The sequence below is a fragment of the Streptomyces sp. 8L genome, from assembly GCF_020176795.1.
GTDB lineage: Bacteria > Actinomycetota > Actinomycetes > Streptomycetales > Streptomycetaceae > Streptomyces.
In genome coordinates this window covers 1-21,858 of record NZ_JAIUKE010000106.1, presented here as the reverse complement: position 1 = coordinate 21,858, position 21,858 = coordinate 1, and the positions used below count along the sequence as shown (strand labels likewise).

Annotated in this window: 12 protein-coding genes; 5 read left to right on the top strand and 7 right to left on the bottom strand. The window is 73.0% G+C overall.

Annotation, left to right across the window (positions count from 1 at the left end):
- The first annotated feature begins 481 nt into the window (after positions 1-481).
- Positions 482-3,556 (top strand): lantibiotic dehydratase, encoded by a 3,075-nt coding sequence (locus LCE31_RS11230; protein WP_225014040.1) that lies wholly within the window; start codon positions 482-484, stop codon positions 3,554-3,556.
- Between the two features lie 70 nt (positions 3,557-3,626).
- Positions 3,627-5,081 carry a lanthionine synthetase C family protein gene (locus tag LCE31_RS11225; RefSeq protein ID WP_225014039.1) on the top strand — a complete coding sequence of 485 codons (1,455 nt, stop codon included), beginning with the start codon at positions 3,627-3,629 and terminating at the stop codon, positions 5,079-5,081.
- A gap of 138 nt (positions 5,082-5,219) precedes the next feature.
- Here the strand turns inward: LCE31_RS11225 and LCE31_RS11220 are convergent, their stop codons facing one another.
- The 5 genes from LCE31_RS11220 to LCE31_RS11200 all read right to left on the bottom strand — a co-directional run bounded on the left by LCE31_RS11220 (position 5,220) and on the right by LCE31_RS11200 (position 16,151).
- Positions 5,220-7,622, bottom strand: coding sequence for a GH92 family glycosyl hydrolase (locus LCE31_RS11220; RefSeq protein ID WP_225014038.1), 2,403 nt, complete (start codon positions 7,620-7,622; stop codon positions 5,220-5,222).
- A 316-nt stretch (positions 7,623-7,938) separates the two neighbouring features.
- A complete protein-coding gene (locus tag LCE31_RS11215; protein ID WP_225014037.1) occupies positions 7,939-10,674 on the bottom strand; it encodes a glycosyl hydrolase family 95 catalytic domain-containing protein in 2,736 nt (911 codons plus the stop codon).
- A 430-nt stretch (positions 10,675-11,104) separates the two neighbouring features.
- Complete coding sequence (locus LCE31_RS11210; protein ID WP_225014036.1) at positions 11,105-11,941, bottom strand: aldo/keto reductase; 837 nt, start codon at positions 11,939-11,941, stop codon at positions 11,105-11,107.
- Between the two features lie 239 nt (positions 11,942-12,180).
- Entirely contained in the window at positions 12,181-14,307 is a 2,127-nt protein-coding gene (locus LCE31_RS11205; protein WP_225014035.1) for an ABC transporter ATP-binding protein, read from the bottom strand.
- Complete coding sequence (locus LCE31_RS11200) at positions 14,304-16,151, bottom strand: ABC transporter transmembrane domain-containing protein (protein WP_225014034.1); 1,848 nt, start codon at positions 16,149-16,151, stop codon at positions 14,304-14,306. Before LCE31_RS11200 ends, LCE31_RS11205 begins: the two co-directional genes overlap by 4 nt.
- Positions 16,152-16,626: 475 nt before the next feature.
- Between LCE31_RS11200 and LCE31_RS11190 the strand changes: the two genes are divergently transcribed.
- A complete protein-coding gene (locus tag LCE31_RS11190) occupies positions 16,627-17,343 on the top strand; it encodes an AraC family transcriptional regulator (protein WP_225014033.1) in 717 nt (238 codons plus the stop codon).
- A gap of 104 nt (positions 17,344-17,447) precedes the next feature.
- The gene (sthA, locus tag LCE31_RS11185; RefSeq protein WP_225014032.1) at positions 17,448-18,851 is read left to right on the top strand and encodes a Si-specific NAD(P)(+) transhydrogenase; all 1,404 of its coding nucleotides are present in this window, start codon (positions 17,448-17,450) and stop codon (positions 18,849-18,851) included.
- A 28-nt stretch (positions 18,852-18,879) separates the two neighbouring features.
- On the opposite strand, the gene LCE31_RS11180 is transcribed toward sthA, so the two are convergent.
- Positions 18,880-19,980 (bottom strand): serine hydrolase, encoded by a 1,101-nt coding sequence (locus LCE31_RS11180; protein WP_225014031.1) that lies wholly within the window; start codon positions 19,978-19,980, stop codon positions 18,880-18,882.
- A gap of 163 nt (positions 19,981-20,143) precedes the next feature.
- On the bottom strand, positions 20,144-21,457 hold the full coding sequence (locus tag LCE31_RS11175) for an FAD-binding protein (protein ID WP_225014030.1): 1,314 nt from the start codon (positions 21,455-21,457) through the stop codon (positions 20,144-20,146).
- 138 nt (positions 21,458-21,595) lie between these two features.
- On the opposite strand from LCE31_RS11175, the gene LCE31_RS11170 reads away from it, so the two are divergent.
- Positions 21,596-21,858, top strand: a 263-nt coding sequence (locus LCE31_RS11170) for a YoaK family protein (protein WP_225014029.1), incomplete at its 3' end; no start/stop codon positions are given.

The following is a 21,858-nucleotide window of genomic DNA, read 5'->3' as shown; positions in this document are numbered from 1 at the left end:
GCACGACGCGTTCTGCCTCGCGCGACCCCTGGAGCCCCGCGGTGGGTTCTGCTCCGGGGGCCCCGGGCCCCGGGGGGGGGGGGGGGGGGCCCCCCCCCCCCCCCCCCCCCCCCCGCGGCCGGCCCGGGATCAGTCAGCAGAGGGCACAGGTGGTCACGGTGTGCGAGATGACGGATTCGGCGTCGGCGTTTTCCTCGCTGAACGGAATTTCTTCGAGTTCGATGTCGAAATCATCCTGCTCGGTCATGCGGCTACCCCATTTCGGAATTGCTGCGAAGGGCGTCGATCGGCGCCTGCGGAGAACGTTAGGTCTGCCCAGATCTCACGTCAACCAGCCCTGGCGACAAGAGGATCGCGCTCCGGTGCAATCTCCCGCGAGAAGACTTCCCGTGTTATAAAGCGACGCGGGGAGAGCTTTGAAGGCACTCGGGGAGGAGCGCATATGGGAAAGGAGCCGCTTTTCCGGTGCACCGGTGACGTCATGCTCCGGGCACCACTCCTGGCTCGCGGGGAACTGCGCAGGACGTGGCGGGCGCCCGGAGGGCCGGAGGCCGAAGACCGCGAGGCCCTGATCGGATACATCACGGACCTCGGGGGCGACGAGCGGTTCCGTGAGGCGCTGGAGGTCTCCAGCCCTTCCCTGGCCGGTCAGGTGGCGGCGCTGGAGCGGGGCGAGAAGCCCAGGACGCGGGACCTCGTCCGGGCGGCGCGATCCCTCACCCGGTACTGGCTCAGGGCCGCCTCCCGGCCCACGCCCTTCGGGCTGATGGCCGGGGTCGCGGCAGCGGGATTCGGCCCGTCGGTCTCGGCCGCGTGGGGGGACGCGCACAGCAAGCACGTCCGACCCGACCGGGCGCGCCTCAACCAGCTCGTCTCCGGCCGGCAGTCCGACCCCGGGCTCGTCGGGTCGCTGCGGGTGAGCGTCAACAGCCTCTGCCGCGAGCGGGGTGACCGGCTGGTGCTGCCCTTCGCCTCGAACAGCGGCGGAGAGGACGGCGGGACGTCGGCGGCCTCCGGCGCCTCGGCCCGCACTCTGCGCCTGACCCCGGTGGTGGCGGCCGTACTGCGCCACGCTTCGAAGCCCGTCGCGTGGCCGGACCTGCGCGCACGGCTCGAAGCGGAGTTCACGGGTGCCAAGGAGGGTGCCGTCAGCACACTGCTGCTCCAACTCGTCCGAGCGGGTGTCCTGTTGACCAACCTCCAGGCGCCGCCCGGCCGGAGCGACGCGCTCGCCCATCTCCTCGACGTCCTGCCGGCCCGAAGCGGCGGCGCGGCCCGCGCCGAGGTGTGCCGCTGGCAGGAGGCGCTGCGGGAGTACGCAGCGACCCCGGTCGGGGCGGGCACCAGGCAGTGGCGGGCGATGCGTGCGGCGCTGCCGGGCGGCGAGGCGGCTCAGGTCGACCTGCTGCTGGACGCCCGGGTCACGCTCCCCGAGTCCGTGGCCGGCGAACTGGAACGGGCCGCCGGGGTTCTGTGGCGGATCTCCGCTCCCCAGCCCCACCCCCTGACGGGGTATCACGCGGAGTTCCTCGAACGGTACGGGCTTGAGCGGCTTGTTCCAGTGAGTGAACTGCTCGACGAGGACGCCGGTCTCGGTGCGCCCGCCGGCTATCGGATGCCCGCGGGAGACAGGGCAACGGAGCCCCGGGACGGCGGCCCCCGCTGCCCTCGGCGCGAGACGCTGCTCCTGCGCATCGTCCAGGAGGCGATGGCAGGGGGCGAGACCGAGGTCCGGCTCGACGGAGTACTCGTCGAGAAGCTGGCCGCCGACGGCCCGGGCGACCGGGAGGCACCGGGTTCTCTGGAGCTGTACGCCCAGGTGGTCGCCGACGGCCTGGAGGCCCTGGACGCGGGCGACTTCACCCTGGTGCTGTCGCCCTACGCCGCGACCCCGCTGGCCGGCATCGCCTTCGGCCGCTTCGCCCATCTGCTGGAACAGGACGGCCGGCTGCGCAAGACCGTTCGGGCCGCGGCGCCGAGACGGCCCGGCGCGCTGCCGGTGCAGGTGCACTACCGCCCCGCCGCGGACCGGCACGGCAACGTCGGCCAGGCACCCGACTGGCTCGACCACCGCGTCACGGTCGGTACCCATGTCGAGCCCGGCCCCGGCACGCTCGGACTCGACGACCTGCTCGTCGGGGCCGGCCCGCGGGAGTTCCGGATCTTCTCGAAGCGGCTGGGGCGGGAGGTCTCGCCGCAGATCTTCCACGCCCTGCGCCGGGACCTGTCCGCGCCGAACGTGGTGAGGTTCCTGGAGGAGGCGGTCACCCTCGGGCAGCACCGCCTGCGGCCCTGGGACTGGGGCTCCCTCGCCTCGGCGCCCTTCCTGCCCGCGATCCGGGTGGGCCGCGTCGTGCTCTGCCCGGCGCGCTGGCGCCTGGAGAGCGACACCGTACGGGCACAGGACACCGCGGCGGGCTCGTGGGAGGCGGCGCTCGATGCCTGGCGCGCCCGCTGGCGCGTGCCCTGCGCGGTGGAACTGGTCCAGGAGGACCAGAGGCTGCCGCTGGATCTGAGCGTTCCCGCCCACCGCGACCTGCTGCGGCGGGAGGCCGGGAACGGGACGGTGACGCTCCAGAGCGCCACTGAGGGCGAGGACCTGACCGCGGGCTGGCTGCGCGACCCGGAGGGCGGCGCCCACTCGGTGGAGATCGTCGCCGCCCTCACCCGAGCCGGCTCCGCGCCCGCCTCCGCACCGCGCCCGCTGCCTCCCGTCCGGCACTTCTCCGACGAACACCTGCCGGGAGGCGAGTGGCTCTACGCGAAGCTGTACACGGCCGCGGCACGGCAGAACGAACTGCTCACCCGCCGTCTCGCGGCTCTGCTCACCGACCCGCCCGAGGGCGTGGACCAGACCCACTTCCTGCGCTACCGCGACCCGGACCCGCATCTGCGGCTGCGCTTCCACGGCGATCCCGGCGCACTGCGGGACGTCCTGCTGCCCCGCGTGCACGAGCTCACCGCCGCGCTGCGCGCCGAGGGGCTCGTCCGCGGGCTGGCCCTCGACACGTATCGGCCGGAGACCGAACGCTACGGCGGGGCGGAGGCGCTGCCCGCCGCCGAGAGCGTCTTCGCCGCGGACAGCGCCCTGGTTCTGCGGCGGCTCGCGGACGGCCACTCGGACGTCCTGCTGGAAACCGCAACCGACCTGGTCCTGCTGGCACGCGCGTTCCACGGCGAGAAGGGCGGGAAGGAGGACGGCTGGGCCGCCTGGCTGCTGGAGACGTACCCGAAGCGCGAGGAGTACCACGACGCGTTCGCCGGCCGCAGGACCGCGGCCCTCGGGGCGATCCGGCCCGAGGCCGGTGCCCCGCCGCCCTCCGGGCCCGCACGCCGGCTGTACGAGGAGGCCGCCCGGTACGGCGACGTCCTGCGCGCGCTGTCCGCCCGTCAGCCATGGGTCCGCCCGGCCGAGGTGCTGCCCGCTCTGCTGCACCTGCACTGCAACCGGCGCCTGGGCATCGACCCGGGCGCGGAGGCGCGCGCACACGCGATCGCCCGTGGGGCCGTGGCCGCACACCAGGACCGCCTGCGTGCAACACGGGGGCGGTCATGAGGTGTTCGCGTACACAGCGCCGCCGCGCACCCGGCCGGCGGTGCCGGGACGTGTCGGCTGGAGCGCGGCGATGACGACGGAGAAGGGTGACGGCCGGCAGGCGGGGCGGACCGGGCCCGATCGCAACACGTACGCGGCGGCAGGCGGTGCGCGGGCCCATGAGGACGCGGCGCGCCGCTCCGCACCGGGCGCGCGCCCGGCCGGCGCGGCGGCTCCCCGCTCGCTCCTGGAACCGCGGGAGCTGGCGCGCGTAGACCGGGTCACCGCGCTCGTCGCCGAGCGGCTGTCCGATCCGGCACGCGTGGCCGGGATCGCCGAGAGGGCGGGAGGCGGCCCTGAGACCGGCTACGCGGCCTGGCATCCGGTCTCCGGCGCTTCGGGACACCCCGGGATCGCCCTGCTGTTCGCCGCGCTGGGGGACCGTGAGGGAGCGCACCGCCATCTCACGGCCGCGGCCTCGGGCCTCAGAACGCGTCCACCGCTGCCGGCGGGAGCCATGACGGGGCTTCCCGCCCTGGCTTTCGCGGCACGCGTGGCGGCGGGGCGCGGCGGCGCCTACGCCGCGTTGCTGTCGTCCGCCGACCGTTCCCTGACCGCGCTCACGGAAAGGCTCCTGGCCCGCGCCGCCGACGCGCGCGGGAGCGCGGCGGGGGTGCCGATGGCGGTGTACGACGCGGCGTCGGGGCTCTCCGGCCTGGGCCGCCACCTGCTGGGAGCCGGGCACCACGAGCCGTTGACCCGTCGGGTACTTGAGGCACTGGTGGGGCTCGCCTCGCCCACGGTGGTCTCGGGCCGTACCGTTCCGGGGTTCGTCACCGGCGATCCGCTCCGCGTCCAGGATGCCGGCTCCCGCCGCGGGCGGGGCGTCAACCTCGGTATGGCGCACGGGATTCCGGGACCGCTCGCGCTGCTGTCGACGGCCTGGCTCCAGGGTGTGCGGGTCGCGGGGCAGCGCGAGGCCATCGAGTCGATCGCCGAGTGGCTGGTGTCCGTGTGCGAGCACGACACACACGGTCTCTACTGGCCGCAGGCCGTGGCGCTGGACGGACCGGCCGGCCGGCCGCCGCCCGCCCGGGCGGCGTGGTGTTACGGGGCCCCCGGAGCCGGTACGGCGCTGCATCTGGCGGGCCGGGCCCTGTCCGTCGCCCGGTGGCGCGCGACGGCCGCGCACGCGATGGCGGCCGCTCTGAGCCGGCCGCGCCAGATCCGGGACGCCTCGCTGTGCCACGGTGCCGCGGGCCTGCTGTGCCTGGTCGCCGCGATGTGCGCGGAAGCCGAGGGGGAGCAACTCCGCCGCCACATACCGGAATTGGTCGGGGACCTGCTGGACCGCGCCGACCCGGAGCGGCCCTTCCTCTTCTCCGCCCTGCCCCCGTCCACGCACCACGAGCCCGACGTCCCGCTCGACCGTCCCGGTCTTCTCGACGGCGCCGCCGGTGCCGCGCTCGCGCTGAGCGCCCTGTCCGGCCTCCCGGCCGACGGCCGCGGTGGGCTGCCCTGGCAGGCCGTACTGCTGACGGCCTGACCACCGGGAACCCGTCGTCGGACAGAAGGCCTTCTCCTGCCGGGCACGGGTACAGCGCCGCCGGGCCCGAGCCCCGCGCCAGCGCGGCGTGTGCCGGACCGGCACCCTGGGGCGGCCGGTCCGGCGCGTCGCCGTGGGTCAGCCGGCGGAGTCGGCCTGCGCCGCGGAACCGACGACAGCGGGCGGTGCCGCGTCGGCGGACGTGCCCCACTGCGAGGGCTCCGCTCCGACCGTGAACGTCAGGTCACGGGTGCGGCGCAGGGTGTCCGTCGTCAGATACGTCTTTCCGTAGGGCGAGCCGTTCGTGGACACGGACTGCGTGTAGCGGTCGGTGTCCGACGTGCCGGACGCCTTGATCGTCAGCCGGCCCAGCGGGTAGTAGTGCCGGTCCAGCGCGAGGTCCACGCGGTCGAAGACGGGGGTCGAAAGACCCCAGGTGCTGGTGCCGGGCTGTACGGGGAAGATCCCGATGGACGACAGCACGTCCCAGGCGGACATGGTGCCCAGGTCGTCGTTGCCGGTCATGCCGGTCGGTGCGTCGGTGAAGAGGGTCAGCGCGGCGTGCACCACGTCCGTGGTCTTCCAGGGCTGGCCGGTGGACAGGTACGTGTACGGCGCGATGAGGTCGGGCTCGTTCGAGGGGTTGTACTTGTTCGCGTTGTAGTACGAGTACGGCCCGTTGACCCACACCTCACTGGCGGTCTTCGCCGGGTCCCGCACCAACTGGTCGTAGGCGAAGAAGGAGTCGAGCCGGGCGTTCGTGGCCTGCTCGCCGCCGATCAGGCCGACCATGCCGGGGATGTCCTGCGGCACCAGCCACTGGTACTGCCAGGACGTGCCCTCGTGGAAGCCCACGCTCTGCGCCGGGTCGTCGGGCCCGGCGAACGCGCCGCCGGTGTCACGGGCGCGGAAGAAGCCGGTGGACGGGTCGAAGACGCTCCGGTAGTTCTCGGCGCGCTTCGCGTAGCGCGCCGCGTCGGCCTTGTGCCCGAGGTCGCCCGCCATCTGCGCGAGCATGCCGTCGGCCAGCGCGTACTCCAGGGTCGCGGAGCCGCCGTAGTCGTAGTCGGAGTCACCGGGCTTGGCGTGCGTGTGGTTCGCGATGTACGGCACGTAGCCGTCGGCCAGGTACTCCTTGTTGCCCTCGCGTCCGACGGGGGCGGAGTCGGCGGGCGGCACCCCGTCGGCGTTCTTCTTCAGCGCCCGGTAGGCCTGTTCCTCGTACCCCTTGAGGAGCCCCTGCTGAAAGGCGTTGGTGAGGTAGGGGGTGACCGGGTCGCCAGTCATGATGTTGGTCTCGACGGTGCCGTAGCCCCACTTGGGCAGCCAGCCGCTGTCTTTGTCGATCTGGAGCACCGAGATCGCCATGTCCCGCGCCTGCCGCGGCGCGAGCAGCGACAGCAGTTGGCTCTGGGTCCTGTAGGTGTCCCACAGCGAGAAGTTCTGGTAGTACGTGAACCCCTTGGCCCGGTGGGTCTTCTGGTCCCATCCGGTGTACCGGCCGTCCACGTCGCTGCCCGTGTTCGGCGCGAGGAAGGACCGGTACAGCGAGGAGTAGAACGTCTTCTGCTGGGTGTCGGAGCCGCCCTGCGTCCGGACGCTCTCCAGGCGCTTCTCCCAGGCCGACCGCGCGGCCCGCTCGACGGCGCTGAAGGAACGGCCGCCCTCGGCGCGGAGGTTGAGCGCGGCGCCCCGGGCGTCCACGTAGGAGACGGCGGTGGTCGCCTCCACGGTGCGGTTCTTGCTCGTGTCGAAGCGGACGTAGGCGCCGTTGAGGCCGGAGGTCGCGGAGGACTGCCGGGAGCCCGCGGTGACCGTCTCGCCGTTCCAGGTGCCGGAGGTGGTGAACGCCCGGTTGAAGTGAGTGACCGTGTAGACGGTGTAGGGCTTGGTGTCCTGGCAGAAGCCGCTGCCGGTGATCGCCGTACGCACCGTGGTGTCGTTGAGGACCTCGACCTTGGTGGAGAGCGTTTTGTGCAGCGCCTGGCCGGCGTTGAGCAGGACGTTCGCCTTGTCCGTCGCGGGGAAGGTGTAGCGCTGCACACCGGTACGCTCGGTGGCCGTCAGCTCTGCCGTGATACCGGAGTCGAGGCCCACCTTGTAGTAGCCGGGGCTCGCCTTCTCGTCGTCGTGGCTGAAGGTGGCCGCGTACTTCGCGTAGTCCGTCTCACTGACGTCGCCGGTGGTGGGCAGCACCGGCAGGTCGCCGCCGAGGCCGCAGCCCACCCCGGAGAGGTGGACGAGCGAGAAGCCCCTGATCTGGTTCTGCGTGTAGTCGTAGCCGGTGTTGTGGCCGGTGTCCGGCGACAACTGCACCATGCCGAAGGGGACGGTCGCTCCGGGATAGGTGTTGCCCTCGTCCTGGCTGCCGATGAACGGGTTCACCAGGCTGGTGAGCGCGCCGTGCCCGGCGGCGCCCCCCGGGACGGCCTGCGCGGCGGGCGCGGCCAGCGCCCCACCGGTCAGGAGCGCCGCCGCCACCACCCCCAGCGCGCGCAGACACGGGCGCGTCCGCGGGCGCGGATGTCGGGTCCATCTCATCGGGATTCCTCCATGGAGGCGGCCCCCGCTGCCGCACGCGGATGCCCACCTCCGCTAGACAACGTTGTCAGAGCATGGCGCGCCCATTCTTCGAGCGTTGACCCGCACTCGTCAAGAGGCGTGCGGCAGTTGGCCCCGTACCCGGGCCTGCCCGGGCTGCCCCGGCCTGCCCCGGGCGCACGGCGCGGGTCCGGACGGCCCGCGCCGGTCGGTCCGACGCGCGGGACCGGACGGCGGAGGGGCGGTGCCCGGCCGGACGATCCGGTAGGGCACCGCCGGGGCCCGTGCGACCCGGCCCGCACGGCGGCGCGTGCCGCTACGGCGTCACCTTCAGGGCGTCCACCATGCCGACGCGCGTGCTCTGGTTGACGATCCTGATGGTGTGACTGCCCCTGGAGAGGCCCTGTTTGCTCCACACCGTCTGCTGGACCTGACGCGCGCCCGAGACATTCAGGTCGACGGTGGCCTGTTTGGCGTTGTCGAGGTAGATGTCCATCGTCCCCATGTCGCCGTTGCGTTCGGTGAGGAGGTCGACGCCGGTCCCGGTGAAGGTGTACTGGGCGGCCGAGCCGACCGTGGTGCTGTGGTGGGCGTCGTCGTTGTAGTCCCCGTAGCCGCGGCCGGTGGTCGCGTACCAGTCGCTGTCGTACGTCAGCGCCGTGTCGTTGACCATCGGGGCGGCTGTGGCGCCCAGGCCCAAGGTCGAGTCCGTGCCGCTCAGCGTCTTCACGCCCTGATTGGCGGTGCCGGTGAGGGTGGTGGCCGAGTAGCCGCTGAGCGGTTTGGCGGTGCGCTCGACCACGTACCCGGTGCCCGCCGCGGTGCTCAGGGTGAACTCGGAGGCGCTGGTGGTCTGCACGATCGCGTTGTCGGAGAGCCTGCGGACCTGGACCTGCTGGGTGCCCCACGGGTTCACGACGGTGGTGGTGTTGCCGTACAGGCTGCGGATGCCGACGTACTTCGTCTCACCGGCCTCGCGCTCCGAGCTGACGGTGAAGCCGCCGCTGGCCTGCAGCGTGAACTTGCCCGTGAAGGACGGGTCGGACGGGATCGCGGGGAAGACACGGATCTTGCCGTTGTACGACTGGAGCAGGGACTCGTTCATGGCCGAGAGGTTGACGCCGAGGTATTCGAAGACGCCGTTCGTGTTGGCCGTCAGCCCGTTGGGGTAGTTCTGGTACTTCTGGAGCATCTTCTTCATGCCGTCGTACGCCTGGTCGCCGAGGCCGAGCCTGGCCGCCTGGACCGCGTCGTTGGCCCACACGTTGTCGTACGGGAACGGGCGTGTGTTCCAGGTGTTGACGGCCTTCTGCTGGTCGGGGTAGCCGATGCCGGTGACGCTGTAGGGCCAGACGAGTTCGGAGGCGACGTTCTCGTCGTTGCGGGTCTGCGCTATCGGCGGGGTGTGCGGCAGATAGGTGTTCTTGGAGGCGTCCGACGGGTAGGCGATGAGGTGGTCGAGGATGTCCTGCCACCGTGCCGCGAGGTCGCTGTCCTGGCCGAGCTGCTTCGCCGTCCTGATGGCGGCCGGGAACAGGCTGCGCACGGCGGCGAGGTCGGTGATGGCGTTCGGCACGTTCCAATACGTCTCGTGGGCGTTGGAGTTGGCCATGTAGTACGTGCCGGAGGCGTCCTTGGAGAGCATGTTCGCGTAGAACGTGGCGACATCGCGCATGAACGGGTAGGCCGTGTTCCTCAGATAGGCCGTGTCGTTGGTGTACTGGTACTGCGCGTACATGTTCTCCGCGGCCTCGGTGCCGGTGGAGAGGATGTTCTTGGTGTAGTCGCTGTTCACCGTTCCCCGCGCGTTGCCGTCCCAGCCCATGGTCTCGGGCACCCAGAGTCCGTCGACGTTGTAGCGGGTCTTCGTATACGCCTTCAGGGCGGCGGAGTTCCTGCTGTAGAGGTTGTTGAAGGTCGCCATCATGTCGGCGTGGTTGGACGCAAGGAACGAGTTGTACACGTCCCGCTGGTTCCAGTACCAGTACGCGTTCGACCACTTGGTGTTGTCGTCCGTGGCCCGGAAGTCCCCGTTGATGAAGTGGAAGGGGTAGTTGGCGTAGCCGCCGGCCGCGATCATGTAAGTGCCGAGGTAGTAGGCGTTCTCCAGGTAGTCCGCGTCGCCGGAGGAGTTGGAGTACTGGACGAACGACTTCTGCCAGAAGGAGTGCCACCAGTTCTGGTAGTCGCTGAGGGTCTTCGTGTACCCGGTGGACTTCACGGCGTTCAGCGCGTTCTTCGCCTGGGCCACGGAGTCGTGGCCCGCGGCGTTCAGCCTGCTGCTCGACGTGAACCAGATCGTGTAGCTGCTGGACGGGGTGATCGTCAGCCGCACCGTACGGCCGTCGACGACCTTCGCCGTGTACGGGGCGCCCTCGACGGTCGCGGCCAGTGTGGAGCCGAACTTGTCCGGGTCGGCCTGGCCACGGCTGATGCCGGCGCCGCTCGCGTCCGCGTACGTGGACACCGTCTTCCACGTGTCCAGGTTCGGAACGTCCCCGCTGTTGGACAGGTTGCCGAGGTCCCAGAGGCTGAGGTTCAGTGTGATCGCGGAGACTCCCGACCGCTTGTCGTCCACATGGATGCCCATGACCTCCGAGTCGGGCTTGCCCATGACGGTGACGGTCCGGTCGGTGTCGTACTTCGTGGTGAGCGTGCCGTTGTACAGCGACAGCCGCTGCTGGTACGTGCTGTAGCCGCTGTCCATGGCGGGCGTGGTGGCGAGGTTGACGTCACCGGCGCCGAAGGCGGTCTGCTCCGACGAGTCGACGCCGGAGACCTGCATGGTCAGGCCGTTCTGCTGCCAGGCCATCGCGCCGACCCGGCCGTTGCCCACCGTCAGGCCGTCGTCCGGGTCCGTGTTGGGCCGGTTGTAGACGATGTCGTGCTTGGCGAGGTAGTTCGCGTAGTCCACGTTCAGCGCTCCGGTGGCGGAGTTGAACGCGGCGTCGGTGGCCGCGGCGGGCGCGGCCGTGGCGGGCGAGAGGGCGGCGAGGCCGCCCGACACGCAGAGGGCGGCCAGCAGTGCGGCCAGCAGGCGGGGGGATCTCATCGTGTGGCACTCCCACGTACGACAGCGGGCGGGGGACGGAGTACGTCGTGCCTGCCGCGCGGCGCGCCCGGCCGGGGCCATGGCAGGGGGCACGCAAGAGTGACAGGTTCACAACAGGCAGTGAACATCGGAGGTTTGTACCCGTCAAGGGAGTACGCGAGAGTAACTCTGGCCGCCAACCAGTGGGAACACAGCGGGTTTTCACACAGAAAGGCGGTGAAGGAACCGACCGATTGGTCGGACCTCCACCGCCTACGGATCACAGTCCGCTCGGAGCTGGGCGCTGCCGGACCGTGGCCGGCACCGCCATGCCGTACGGGCGGTACGGGCGGTACGGGCGGTCTTGGCAGAGGCAAACCCCGGCGCACGCGCTGCCGGGGCCTGTCGGGTGGCGGTGCGACGCGCTGCCGGGCGCCGTCCGCCGGTGGTGTCAGGTGGACGTCGCGTTGAACTGGTCCGGGTCGAAGCCCGTCCGCTCGTTCCTGTTCAGCGCCGTGATCTGGGCCATGTCCTCCTCGCTCAGCGCGAAGTCGAACAGGTCGAAGTTCTCCTTGATCCGGGACGGCGTCGTCGACTTGGGGAAGACGATGTCGCCCCTGTCGATGTGCCAGCGCAGCGTGACCTGCGCGGCCGTCTTCCCGAGCCGCTCGGCGATCGCGTTGATCACCGGGTCGTCGAGGACCAGCCCCTGCGCGATCGGCGACCACGCCTCGGTCGCGATCTCGTGCTCGGTGTTGAACGCGCGGACGTCGTCCTGCGCGAGGTAGGGGTGGATCTCGATCTGGTTGAGGGCCGGCACGATCGTGGAGGAGTCCAGCAGGCGGCGCAGGTGGTGCGGCTGGAAGTTCGACACACCGATCACGTTGACGTCGCCCGTGCGGTACATCTCCTCCATGGCGTGCCAGGTCTCGGTGAAGTCGCCGACCTTCGGCAGCGGCCAGTGGATCAGGAAGGCGTCCAGGTGCCCGATGTCGAGCGTCTCCAGCGTCTTGCGGAACGCCCGCGCCGCCGCCTCGGGCTCATGGAAGCCGTTGTTCAGCTTGCTGGTCACGAAGATCTCGGTGCGGTCGATCCCGGAGTCCCTGACCGCCTGCCCGACCTCCTTCTCGTTGCCGTACATCTCGGCGGTGTCGATGTGGCGGTAGCCGGTCTCCAGAGCGGTCAGAACCGCCGCGCGCGTGTCCTTCGGGGGGATCTGGAACACCCCGAAGCCCAGCTGAGGGATGCCGACACCGTTGTTGAGGGTGATGGTCGGTACCTCGGTCACGTTTGTTCCTCCGTCGTGGGGGCATCGGTCGTCACCTTCGAGTCCCCCACTGCCGCGATCGGAAACGCGTACCCACCGGTCGCCACTCGCACGGCCCACAGCGGGGCGGGCCGTGGGGGCCTGGGGCCGCCACTTCCCCCCCCCCCCCGGCCCCCCCCCCCCCCCCCACCCCCCGGGCCCCCCCCCCCCCGCCCCCCCGGGGGGGGGGGGGGGCGGCGGCGCGCCTGCGCCGCCGCCAGTCAGCCGTCCGACGGCGCTACCGCGTTCCCGGCCCCGCCCGCCGTCGATGGACGCTGGCCGGGCAGAGAGGGTACGGGCTCGGTGTCCGAGGCCGGCCCCGGCACTACCCCCGCCTCCGGCCCCGAACGGCTGGACCAGGCCGCCCACAGGGCCGCGTAGCCCCCGCCCGCCGCGACGAGTTCGCGGTGCGTGCCCTGCTCGGCGACGCGTCCGCCGTCCAGAACCACCACCCGGTCCGCGGTGACGGCCTGGTCGAGCCGGTGCGCCACCACCAGTGCCGTACGGCCGCGCAGCACCTCGCGCGAGGCCGCCTCCAGCCTCCGCGCCCCCTCGCTGCCCGCCTCGGCCGCCGCCTCGTCGAGCACCGCCACGGGCGGGTCCGCGAGGACGAGCCGCGCGAGCGCCAGTTGCTGCGCCTGTACGGGCGTGATGCCGGTGCCGCCGGAGCCGAGGACGGTGCCGAGCCCGGCCGGGAGGGCCTCGGCCCAGGGCAGCGCGCCCGCCCGGTCCAGGGCGGCCAGGAGCGCGTCATCGGGTGCCCCTGGGCGGGCGAGGCGGAGGTTCTCGGCGAGCGTGCCGGAGAAGACGTGGGTGTCCTGGTCGAGCAGGAGGACGGCCGGCCGGGCCGCGAGCGCCGGCGCACCGCCGGTGCTGCCGTTCCCGCTGGCGCTGCCCGTACTGCCGGTGCTCCCGGCACCGCCGCCGCTGCCCGTACTGGCGGTACTGGCAGTACTGCCGGTGCTGCCGTTCTCGCCAGTGCTCTCCTTCCCGCCGGTGCTGCCGGTGCCGCCAGTGCCCCCGTTCCCGCCGGTGCTGCCGGTACTGCCGGTACTGCCGGTACTGCCGGTGCTGCCGGTGGCCTCGCTGTCCCCGATGTGTACCGCTCCCCCGGTCGGCGGGTGCACCCCGGCGATGATCCTGGCGAGCGTGGACTTGCCCGCGCCGCTCGGCCCGACGAGCGTGACCTGCTCGCCGGGCGCGATCACCAGGTCCACGCCGTGCAGGACCGGGTGTCCGGGCCGGTAGTCGTGGGTGATCCCGAGGGCCCGCACGGCGGGCGGCCCCGCCATGGCGCGCTCGCCCGCGCCCGCGGGGTTCGCGGCGTCCGGGTCGGTGAGGTCGCCGCCGGGCCCGGGCGCGAGGTCGGCCGCGCCGACCAGGCGGGCGAGACCCGCCGCCGCCTCCTGCGCGGTGCCGGCGAGCGCGAGCAGGGTGTTGACCGGGTCGAAGAGACGGGTGAACATCAGCGCGGCCGCGGTGGCCTCACCGACCCGTACCTCGCCCGCGTGGACGAGGAAGTACCCCGTGACGAGGATCAGGCCGAGGCCGATGAACTCCGCGATGTTCAGGCGCCCGAAGAACCGGGACCGCAGCACGGCCGCCCGTACCGCGTAGTCCACGGCCTCCGACGAGCGCTCGGCGACCCTGCGCGTGTGGTCCCGGCTCAGCCGGAAGGCCCGTACGGCCGGTGCGCCGGAGACCGACTCCAGGATCTGCCGGGACCGTTCACCGCCCGCCACCCGCTGCGCCGCGTACAGCGGGGTGGACATCCTGAGGTACCAGCGCAGCGTCGCCGCCTGTACGGGCACGGCGCACAGTCCCGCGAGGGCGAAGCGCCAGTCCAGCGCGGCGAGTCCGACGAGGGTGAACCCGATGGTGAGCGCGGAGGAGGCGATCTTGGGCAGGACCTCGCGCAGCGCGGCGGCGACGAGCGCGGAGTCGTCCCCGATGCGGGCGGCGAGGTCGCCCGCGCCGGCCTCCTCGACACGCTGTGCGGGCAGCGCGAAGGCGCGGGCGATGACGCGTTCCCGCAGCCGTGCGAGCGCGCTCTCGCCGACCTGCGCGCTCAGTGCGTTGCCCGCGGCGGTCAAGACCGCCTGGGCGAGGGCGCCGGCCAGCAGGATCGCGGTGGCCGTGGTGACGGCCCCGTATCCCTCTTTCCGGGTCACGGCGTCGACGATGCCGCCGAGCGCGAGCGGGGCGACGAGTGCGGCGGCCGAGCCGCAGACGAAGACGGCGGCGGTGACGACGGTGAGCCACCGGTGGCGGGCGACCAGTTCCAGGGCGGCGCGCCGGGTCCGCGCGCCGGTCGCGGTGGGAAGCAGTTCCCTGACGGTGCCGCTCACGCGAACACCGCCGCGCGGTAGCCGGGGTGGGTCGCGGCGAGGCCCGCGTGCGACGCGACGGCGGCGACCGTGCCGCCGTCCAGGAGTACGACGCGGTCGCAGGACGCGAGCAGGTTCGGGGAGGAGGTGATGAGGACGGTGGTGCGCCCGGGGCGCAGCGCCCTGACACCGTCGGCGATCCGCGCCTCGGTGACCGAGTCGACCGCCGTGGTGGGTTCGTGCAGGACGAGGACCGGCGGATCGGCCCGCAGGGCGCGGGCGAGCGCGACGCGCTGGCGCTGCCCGCCGGAGAGGAACGCTCCCTGTTCGCCGATGCGGGTGCGGATGCCGTCCGGCAGGGCCGCGACGACCTCGTCGGCCGCCGCGGCGGCCAGTGCGCGCTGGTCCGCGGCGTCACCGGCCGTGTCGTGCTCCCCGCCGTCGCGGATGCGGAGGTTGTCGGCGACGCTGCCGTCGAAGAGGTACGGGTGGTGCGGCGCGACCAGGAGCGCGGCGCGCGCCGATTCCAGCGGGAGCGCGTCGAGAGGGGTGCCGTCCAGGATGACGGTGCCGGACTCGGCGGCGCCCTCGCCGTTGAGGCAGCCCACCAGCTCGGCCGCGGTGGCCGGGTCGGGCACGACGATGCCGAGGTGCTCGCCGGGCCCGACGTCGAGCGACACCCCGCGCAGGCGTCCTGCGTGCAGCGCGCGCAGCGACAGTGCGCCCGGCGTGTCGCTCGGCAGCGACGGTCCTCCTCCCCCGTCCCCCGCCCGGTCCCCATGGGTCTTGTGGGTCTCGTGGTCCCGGCCGCGTCCGGTCGCCGCGTCCGCCAGCGCCGCGGCGCCTCCCCCGTCCTCGGGCAGCAGGACGGCGATCCGCCCGGCGGAGGCGCGGGCACGGGCGAGCGCGGGCCCGAAGGACATCAGCACCTGGGTGGGGCCGATCAGGAACTGGCAGAGTCCGACGCAGGCGATCAGGTCGCCGAGGCTGATGTCCCCGGTGAGCGCGAGGCGTCCCGCGACCAGCGCGACGGCCGCGACGAGGACCCCAGCGAGCAGCAGTGCGGTGCCGTCGAGCAGCGCCTCGGAGCGCGCGGCGACGAGGGTGGCGCGGAGGCTGGTGCTGTTGGCCTGCGCGTACCGGGCGTACGCGGGGCGCTCGGCGCGCAGTCCCTTCAGGACGCGCAGCCCTGCGACGAAGTCGACGGCCGTCCCCGCGGCGCGCGCGGCAGCGGCCTGCTCCTCGGCGCCCTTGCGTTCCAGCGGACGGCCGAGCCGGTTCATGCCGACGAGAACGGCCGGGGTGCCGACGACGATCAGCAGGCCGAGCGGAAGGGACATCCGCAGCAGCAGGACCGCGGCGAGCACCAGGGCGACGACGGCCCCGGCGGTGACGACGAGGCTCGCGTTGAACTGGCCCACGCGCTGCGCGTCCGAGGTGGCGACGGACAGCAGCTCGCCGGGGGTCCTGCCGCGTATGCCGGGCGTCCGCGCGCCGTCGGCCGCCAGCAGCCGCCCCGCGGCCCGTACCCGCAGGTCGTGCGCGGCCCGTTCGGACGAGAGGATCGCGGAACGGGAGCCGAACCGGAAGGACAGGGAGAGCCCGAGGAAGTCGAGGGCCAGCACGCCGAGCCAGAGCAGGAGCGCGTGGAGGGAACCGCCGTCCACGGCCCGGTCCACGACGACCCCGACGAGTACCGGCACCAGCGCCTCGCCCGCCTGGTGGACGCAGGCGAGCGCGGCGGCGAAGGACAGTTTCCCGCCGAGCGAGCGGGCCGTCGCCACGAGCAGGGCGTCGGAGCCGGTGGCTCGGCGGCCCGTCGCGGAGCGCGGGGCGCGGTCGGGGCCATCCGTGGCGTCGGGCATGCGAAGGAGTCACCTCTCGGAGGACGGACGGGTCCTGGCGTGGCCGGCCCGGTGGCGGGGCGGCCTCGGCGCGGTCCCCGTCATGGCGGCCGGGCGGGCGGACCCCGGAGCCGAGGCTATCCGTGCGGCGCGTTGGCGTACAGGCGATACAGTGCCGTTTCATGTCGCCGAACGGACACGCGAGCCGGACGCGCTCCCGGCGGGACGCCCGGCCGAGCGGACACCAGTGTGCCCAGGGAGGCACGCGGCAGGACGGAGCCGGGGGGGGGGGGGGGGGGGGGGCCGGCCGGGGGGGGGCCCCCGCCCGGCGCGGGGGGGGGGCCCCCCCCCCCCCCCCCCCCCCCCCCCCCGCGGGGCCGGGGGGGGGGCTGGGGGCCCCCCCCGCGGGGGCCCCGGCCCCGGCGGGGGGGGGGGGCGGGCCCGGCCGGGGGGGGCCCCCCCCGCCGGCGAGGCCCTTCGTGTCGTCAGCTTCGACATGCCGCGCGGCCGGCGTTTCGGCCGGCACGAGCACGACGTCCACCAGTTGGTGTGGGCGCCCGCCGGGGTCCTGGGCGTGGACGTCGCGGAGCACGAGTGGGTACTGCCGCCGACGCTTGCGCTGTGGATTCCGGCGGGCGTCCCGCACGCCACGACGGCCACCCGCCCGGCGCTGATGCGCAGCGTGTACCTGCTGCCCGGGCGGTGCCCCGTGCGGTGGACACAGCCGACGGTCGTCGCGGTCGGCCCGCTGCTGCGGGAGCTGATAGCGCATCTCGCCGATCCCGGTCCCGGTCTCGGCCGGGAGCCGCGCCGCAGGGCGGAGGCCGTGCTGTTCGACCTGCTGCGGCCGGTCGGGGTGACGACGATCGAGGTCCCGATGCCGGCCGACGAGCGGGCGCGGCGGGTGGCGCGTGCGCTGATCGCCACGCCCGCCGACCCGCGGGCGCTCGCGGACTGGGGCCGGGACGTGGGTGCGAGCGCGCGGACGCTCGCCCGTCTCTTCAGCGCGGAGACGGGGCTGTCGTTCGGCCGGTGGCGGACCCGGGTGCGGCTGCGGGCGGGGCTCGAACACATGGCGGCGAACCGGCCGCTCAGCGCCGTCGCCCGGCATGTGGGGTACACGACGCCCAGTTCGTTCGTGGCCGCGTTCCGGAAGGAGACGGGCCGTACGCCTGGCGCGTACTTCGCCGCGGGCGAGCGGCCCGAGCGCTGAGGCCCGACGCGCCACCTGAGGCAGGAGCCGGTCCCGGACCGCGGCCTTGCGGCGGCGGGCCCCGGGGTTACCGGCGGACGGCGGGAAATGCGAGACTTCGGGTCGTGCGTGACTTCGAATTGCTCGTCATCGGATCGGGCCCCGGCGGTCAGAAGGCCGCCATCGCCGCCGCGAAGCTCGGCCACCGCGTCGCGGTGGTGGACCGCCCGCAGATGGTCGGCGGTGTGTCCATCCACACCGGAACCGTCCCCTCCAAGACGTTGCGCGAGGCGGTGCTCTATCTCACCGGGCTCTCCCAGCGCGACCTGTACGGCCAGAGCTACCGGGTCAAGGACGACATCACGGTGGCCGACCTGACCGCCCGCACGGACCATGTGATGCGGCGCGAGGTCGACGTCGTACGCAGCCAGCTCTCCCGCAACCAGGTCACCCTGATCACCGGGACGGGCCGGTTCGAGGACGCCCACACCGTCGCCGTCAAGGACCCGGAGGGCAGGGAGAAGCTCTTCACCGCCGACAACATCGTCGTGGCCACCGGCACGAAGCCCGCGCGCCCGGCCAGTGTCGAGTTCGACGACCGTACGATCATCGACTCGGACGGCATCCTCAACATGGACCGGGTGCCCCGGTCCATGGTCGTCGTCGGGGCCGGTGTCATCGGCATGGAGTACGCCTCGGTGTTCGCGGCGCTCGGCACCAAGATCACCGTGGTCGAGCAGCGGGCGACGATGCTCGGCTTCTGCGACGGAGAGGTCGTCGAGGCGCTCAAGTACGAGCTGCGCGACCTGGGGGTCACCTTCCGGTTCGGCGAGACCGTGGCGGCCGTGGAGCGGCACGAACGCGGCGCGCTGACCGTCCTCGCGAGCGGCAAGAAGATAGCGGCCGACGCGGTGATGTACTCCGCCGGCCGGCAGGGCCTCACCGACGAGCTCGGGCTGGACCGGGCGGGGCTCACGGCCGACAAGCGCGGGCGGATCACCGTCGACAAGCAGTACCGCACGAGCGTGCCGCACATCTTCGCCGTCGGCGACGTCATCGGCTTCCCGGCCCTCGCCGCGACGTCGATGGAGCAGGGCCGGGTGGCCGCCTACCACGCGTTCGGCGAACCGGTCGACGAGATGGACGAGCTTCAGCCGATCGGTATCTACACGATCCCCGAGATCAGTTTCATCGGCCGTACCGAGGACCAGCTCACGGATGCCTGCGTGCCGTTCGAGGTCGGAGTGTCCCGCTACCGGGAGCTGGCGCGCGGCCAGATCATCGGCGACGGGCACGGGATGCTGAAGCTGCTGGTGTCCCCCGAGGACCGTTCGCTGCTGGGGGTCCACTGCTTCGGCACGGGCGCGACGGAGCTGGTGCACATCGGCCAGTCCGTGATGGGCTGCGGGGGCACCGTCGACTATCTCGTGGACGCGGTCTTCAACTACCCGACGCTCGCGGAGTCGTACAAGGTGGCCGCCCTGGATGTGACCAACAAGATCCGGCAGATCGACCGCATGGAGCACTGATCCCGCGCGGGGTCCGCTCTTCGTCCCCTCAGGCGGTGTCCCGCAGGCCGAGCGTGGCGACGGCGGCCCGTGCGCCCTTCTCGACGAGCGATATCCCGGCGTCCATGCCGGTGTTGCCGGACGAGAGGGTGGCCAGCAGGACGCGGTGGCCCCCCGCGGTGACCAGGCCGATGCTGTTGATGTCCCACTTGCCGGTGGCGCTGCGGGGCAGCCAGCCGTTCTTGAGCCCCGTGGGGGTGCCGCCCGCGGACACGCCCCACCGCTGGTCCTTCTCGACGCGCGCCATCAGGGAGCTCGCGTACGAACGGGACGCCGCGCTCAGCACGGAGTGGCCCGTTCCGTAGATCGCGGACAGCAGGGTGAGCTGGTCGTGCGCCGTGGTCTGGGTGAGCCCCCACAGTCCGCCCGCGCCCGCCGTGGTGTGGGTGAGGCCGAGGCGGTGGTTGGCGCGGGTCAGGCCCGCGGTGCCGCCGATGGTGTTCCAGAGGTGGTCGGTCGCCTTGTTGTCGCTGGCCCTGATCATGTCCGAGGCGAGGGAGCGCTGGGAGTCGGTGAGGCCGTGCCCAGCGTCCTGGGCCTGGAGCAGCAGGGCGGCGAGCACGTCGACCTTCACGATGCTCGCGGTGTCGAACGCGGCCTCTCCCGATGTGCCGTAACCGGCCCGGCGGCCGTCGGTGAGATCGAGAGCGGCGATGGAGAGCGCGGCCCGTGAGCCCTTGTCGAGAGTGATGGGCAGCTCGTGCACGGCCGCTCCGGCCTTCTCGGCGGCGCCGTCCCCGGCGGTCGCGGTGGCGGTGGACAGCGAGGCGCGCAGGGCCGCGCCGGACGACGGCCAGGGCGCCGCGGTCGGGCCGAGCGCGTCGGCCGACACCACGGGCGAGGGCAGCAGACGGGTGCCGCCCCCGGACTCCGCCGACGCCACCGGCCGGGGGGCGCCGGACTGCCGGGGGATCTTCGGCGCGGGCGCGGTACGGGCCGCCGCACGGGTGGGCCCGGAGCCTCCGGCCGCGTCGGCGCTGTCGGTCACCGCCCAGCCCGCCACGAGGAGCGCGACGGCGGCGGAGGTGTACAGGAGCGGGCGACGGCGCTGCGCGGCAGCGGCGTGCGCGGGCGGGGCTGACCGGACCATAGGGGTGAGCGTAGGAACCCTGGTCGCGGAAAAACTACCCCTGCGTATGAACGATAGATCACACGTTTGAACTCAAGGAACGCGTCCCGCTGAACTCAGGGAGCACGTCCCGCGCTCCGCGCACGCAGGCACCCCGGCCTCTCCTGCGAGGCTCTGAGCCCGCTCACTCCGGCCGGTCCCAGCCGAAGAACTGGCTGGTCAGCTCGTTGCGGAAGGTACCGGACGGGTCCATGCGCGCCGCCAGCGACCGGAAGTCCCCGAAGCGGGGATACAGCTCCCGCAACCGGTCGCCGCCCATGACGAACACCTTGCCCCAGTGCGGGCGCGCGGCGAACGGCGCGAGCGCCTCCTCCATCGCGGCGAGCACCGGTGTCACCGCGCCGAGGTCCGGCACCCAGGTGAAGTGGAACGCGACCGAATCGCGGCCGTGCGCCGGGTCGAGCCACAGACCGGTGGCCGCCACCGTGCGGATCTCGCCGATCTGGAGGACGGGCGCCATCCGGTCGGCGACGGTGCGCAGCGCCTCGTAGGCCGCGAGGGCGTCCTTCCGGGCCACGAAGTACTCGCTCTGGAGCTCGTCGCCGTTGCTCGGGGTGAACTGGGCCCTGAAGTGCGGCAGCCGCTCGTGCCAGGGCCCCGGCTCGCCGCCCTGGACCGTGCAGTGCACCGGGTCCATGCCGGGCACCGGGTGCCGCGCGCCGTCGGCGAGGCGCGCCCCGAGCCAGCGCCCCGGCGCGGCGGCCGAGCCACTGTCCGTACCGGGCACCGGGTCCCCGACCCGCTGCTTGAGCCACACCTGGTCGATCTCGTCGGCACGCCACCGCGTGAACAGGCTGACGCTGTACGCCGCCGAGAGCACCTCGTCGAGCCGCTCGCGCAGCACGCTGCCCGGCAGCCCCTCGTACACCCACTGCCGCACCTCGAAGGCGGGCACCAGGTCGAGGGTCGCCCGCGTCACGATGCCGAGGGAACCCAGGGCGACCACCGCGCCGTCGAAGTCCGCGTCGCCGCGTTCCAGGGTGCGCAGTGAGCCGTCGGCGGTGACCAGTTCGAGCGCGCGGACGGCCGTGGCGAGCGAGCCGTTGCCCGTGCCGGAGCCGTGGGTGCCGGTGGCGCAGGCGCCCGCGAGCGAGATGTGCGGCAGTGATCCCAGGTTGTGCAGCGCGAGTCCCGCGCGGTGCAGCGCGTCGGTGAAGCCTGCGAACCGCAGGCCGCCCGAGACGGTGGCCGTGCGGGCCGCCCGGTCGATGTCGACGCTCGCGGGCAGCCCCGCGACGGAGATGAGATCCCCCGTGGTGTCGGCCAGGGCGTTGAACGAATGGCCGCTGCCGAGCGCCCGTACGGAGCCGCTCGCGGCCACGGTCTCGCGCAGTTCGTCGACGGTCGTGGGAGTGCACACGCGTGCGGCGTGGAAGACGATGTTGCCGGCCCAGTTGGCGGAAATCCGGTCGGGTGTCGATCCGGTCGTGCGGCGCACGGCTGTCTCCTTCGGCTGGCTTCGCTGGAATGACGGCCCGCCGCCGGCACCGCGCCGGCGGTCGAACGTGATCGAATACGCGGGAACTCCGAGAACTCTGACATGCCGGGTCAAGACCGTCGGAAGGCAGGTGGGTCCATGCCCGACCAGGCGCCCGTCACACAGCGGTGGGCCGTCCCCGGGCTGCTGCTCCTCACCTTCGCCACGGGTCTGGTGGACGCCTTCTGCTACCTGCGCCTCGGCCGGTCCTTCGTGGGCAACATGACGGGCAATGTGCTGCTGCTGGGGTTCTCGGCGGCGCCCCGCTCCGGTCTTTCGGTCGCCGGGCCGCTGGTGGCGATGGCGATGTTCGCCACGGGTTCGCTGCTCGGCGGGCGGATCGGCAGGGCGGGGCGGGCGCC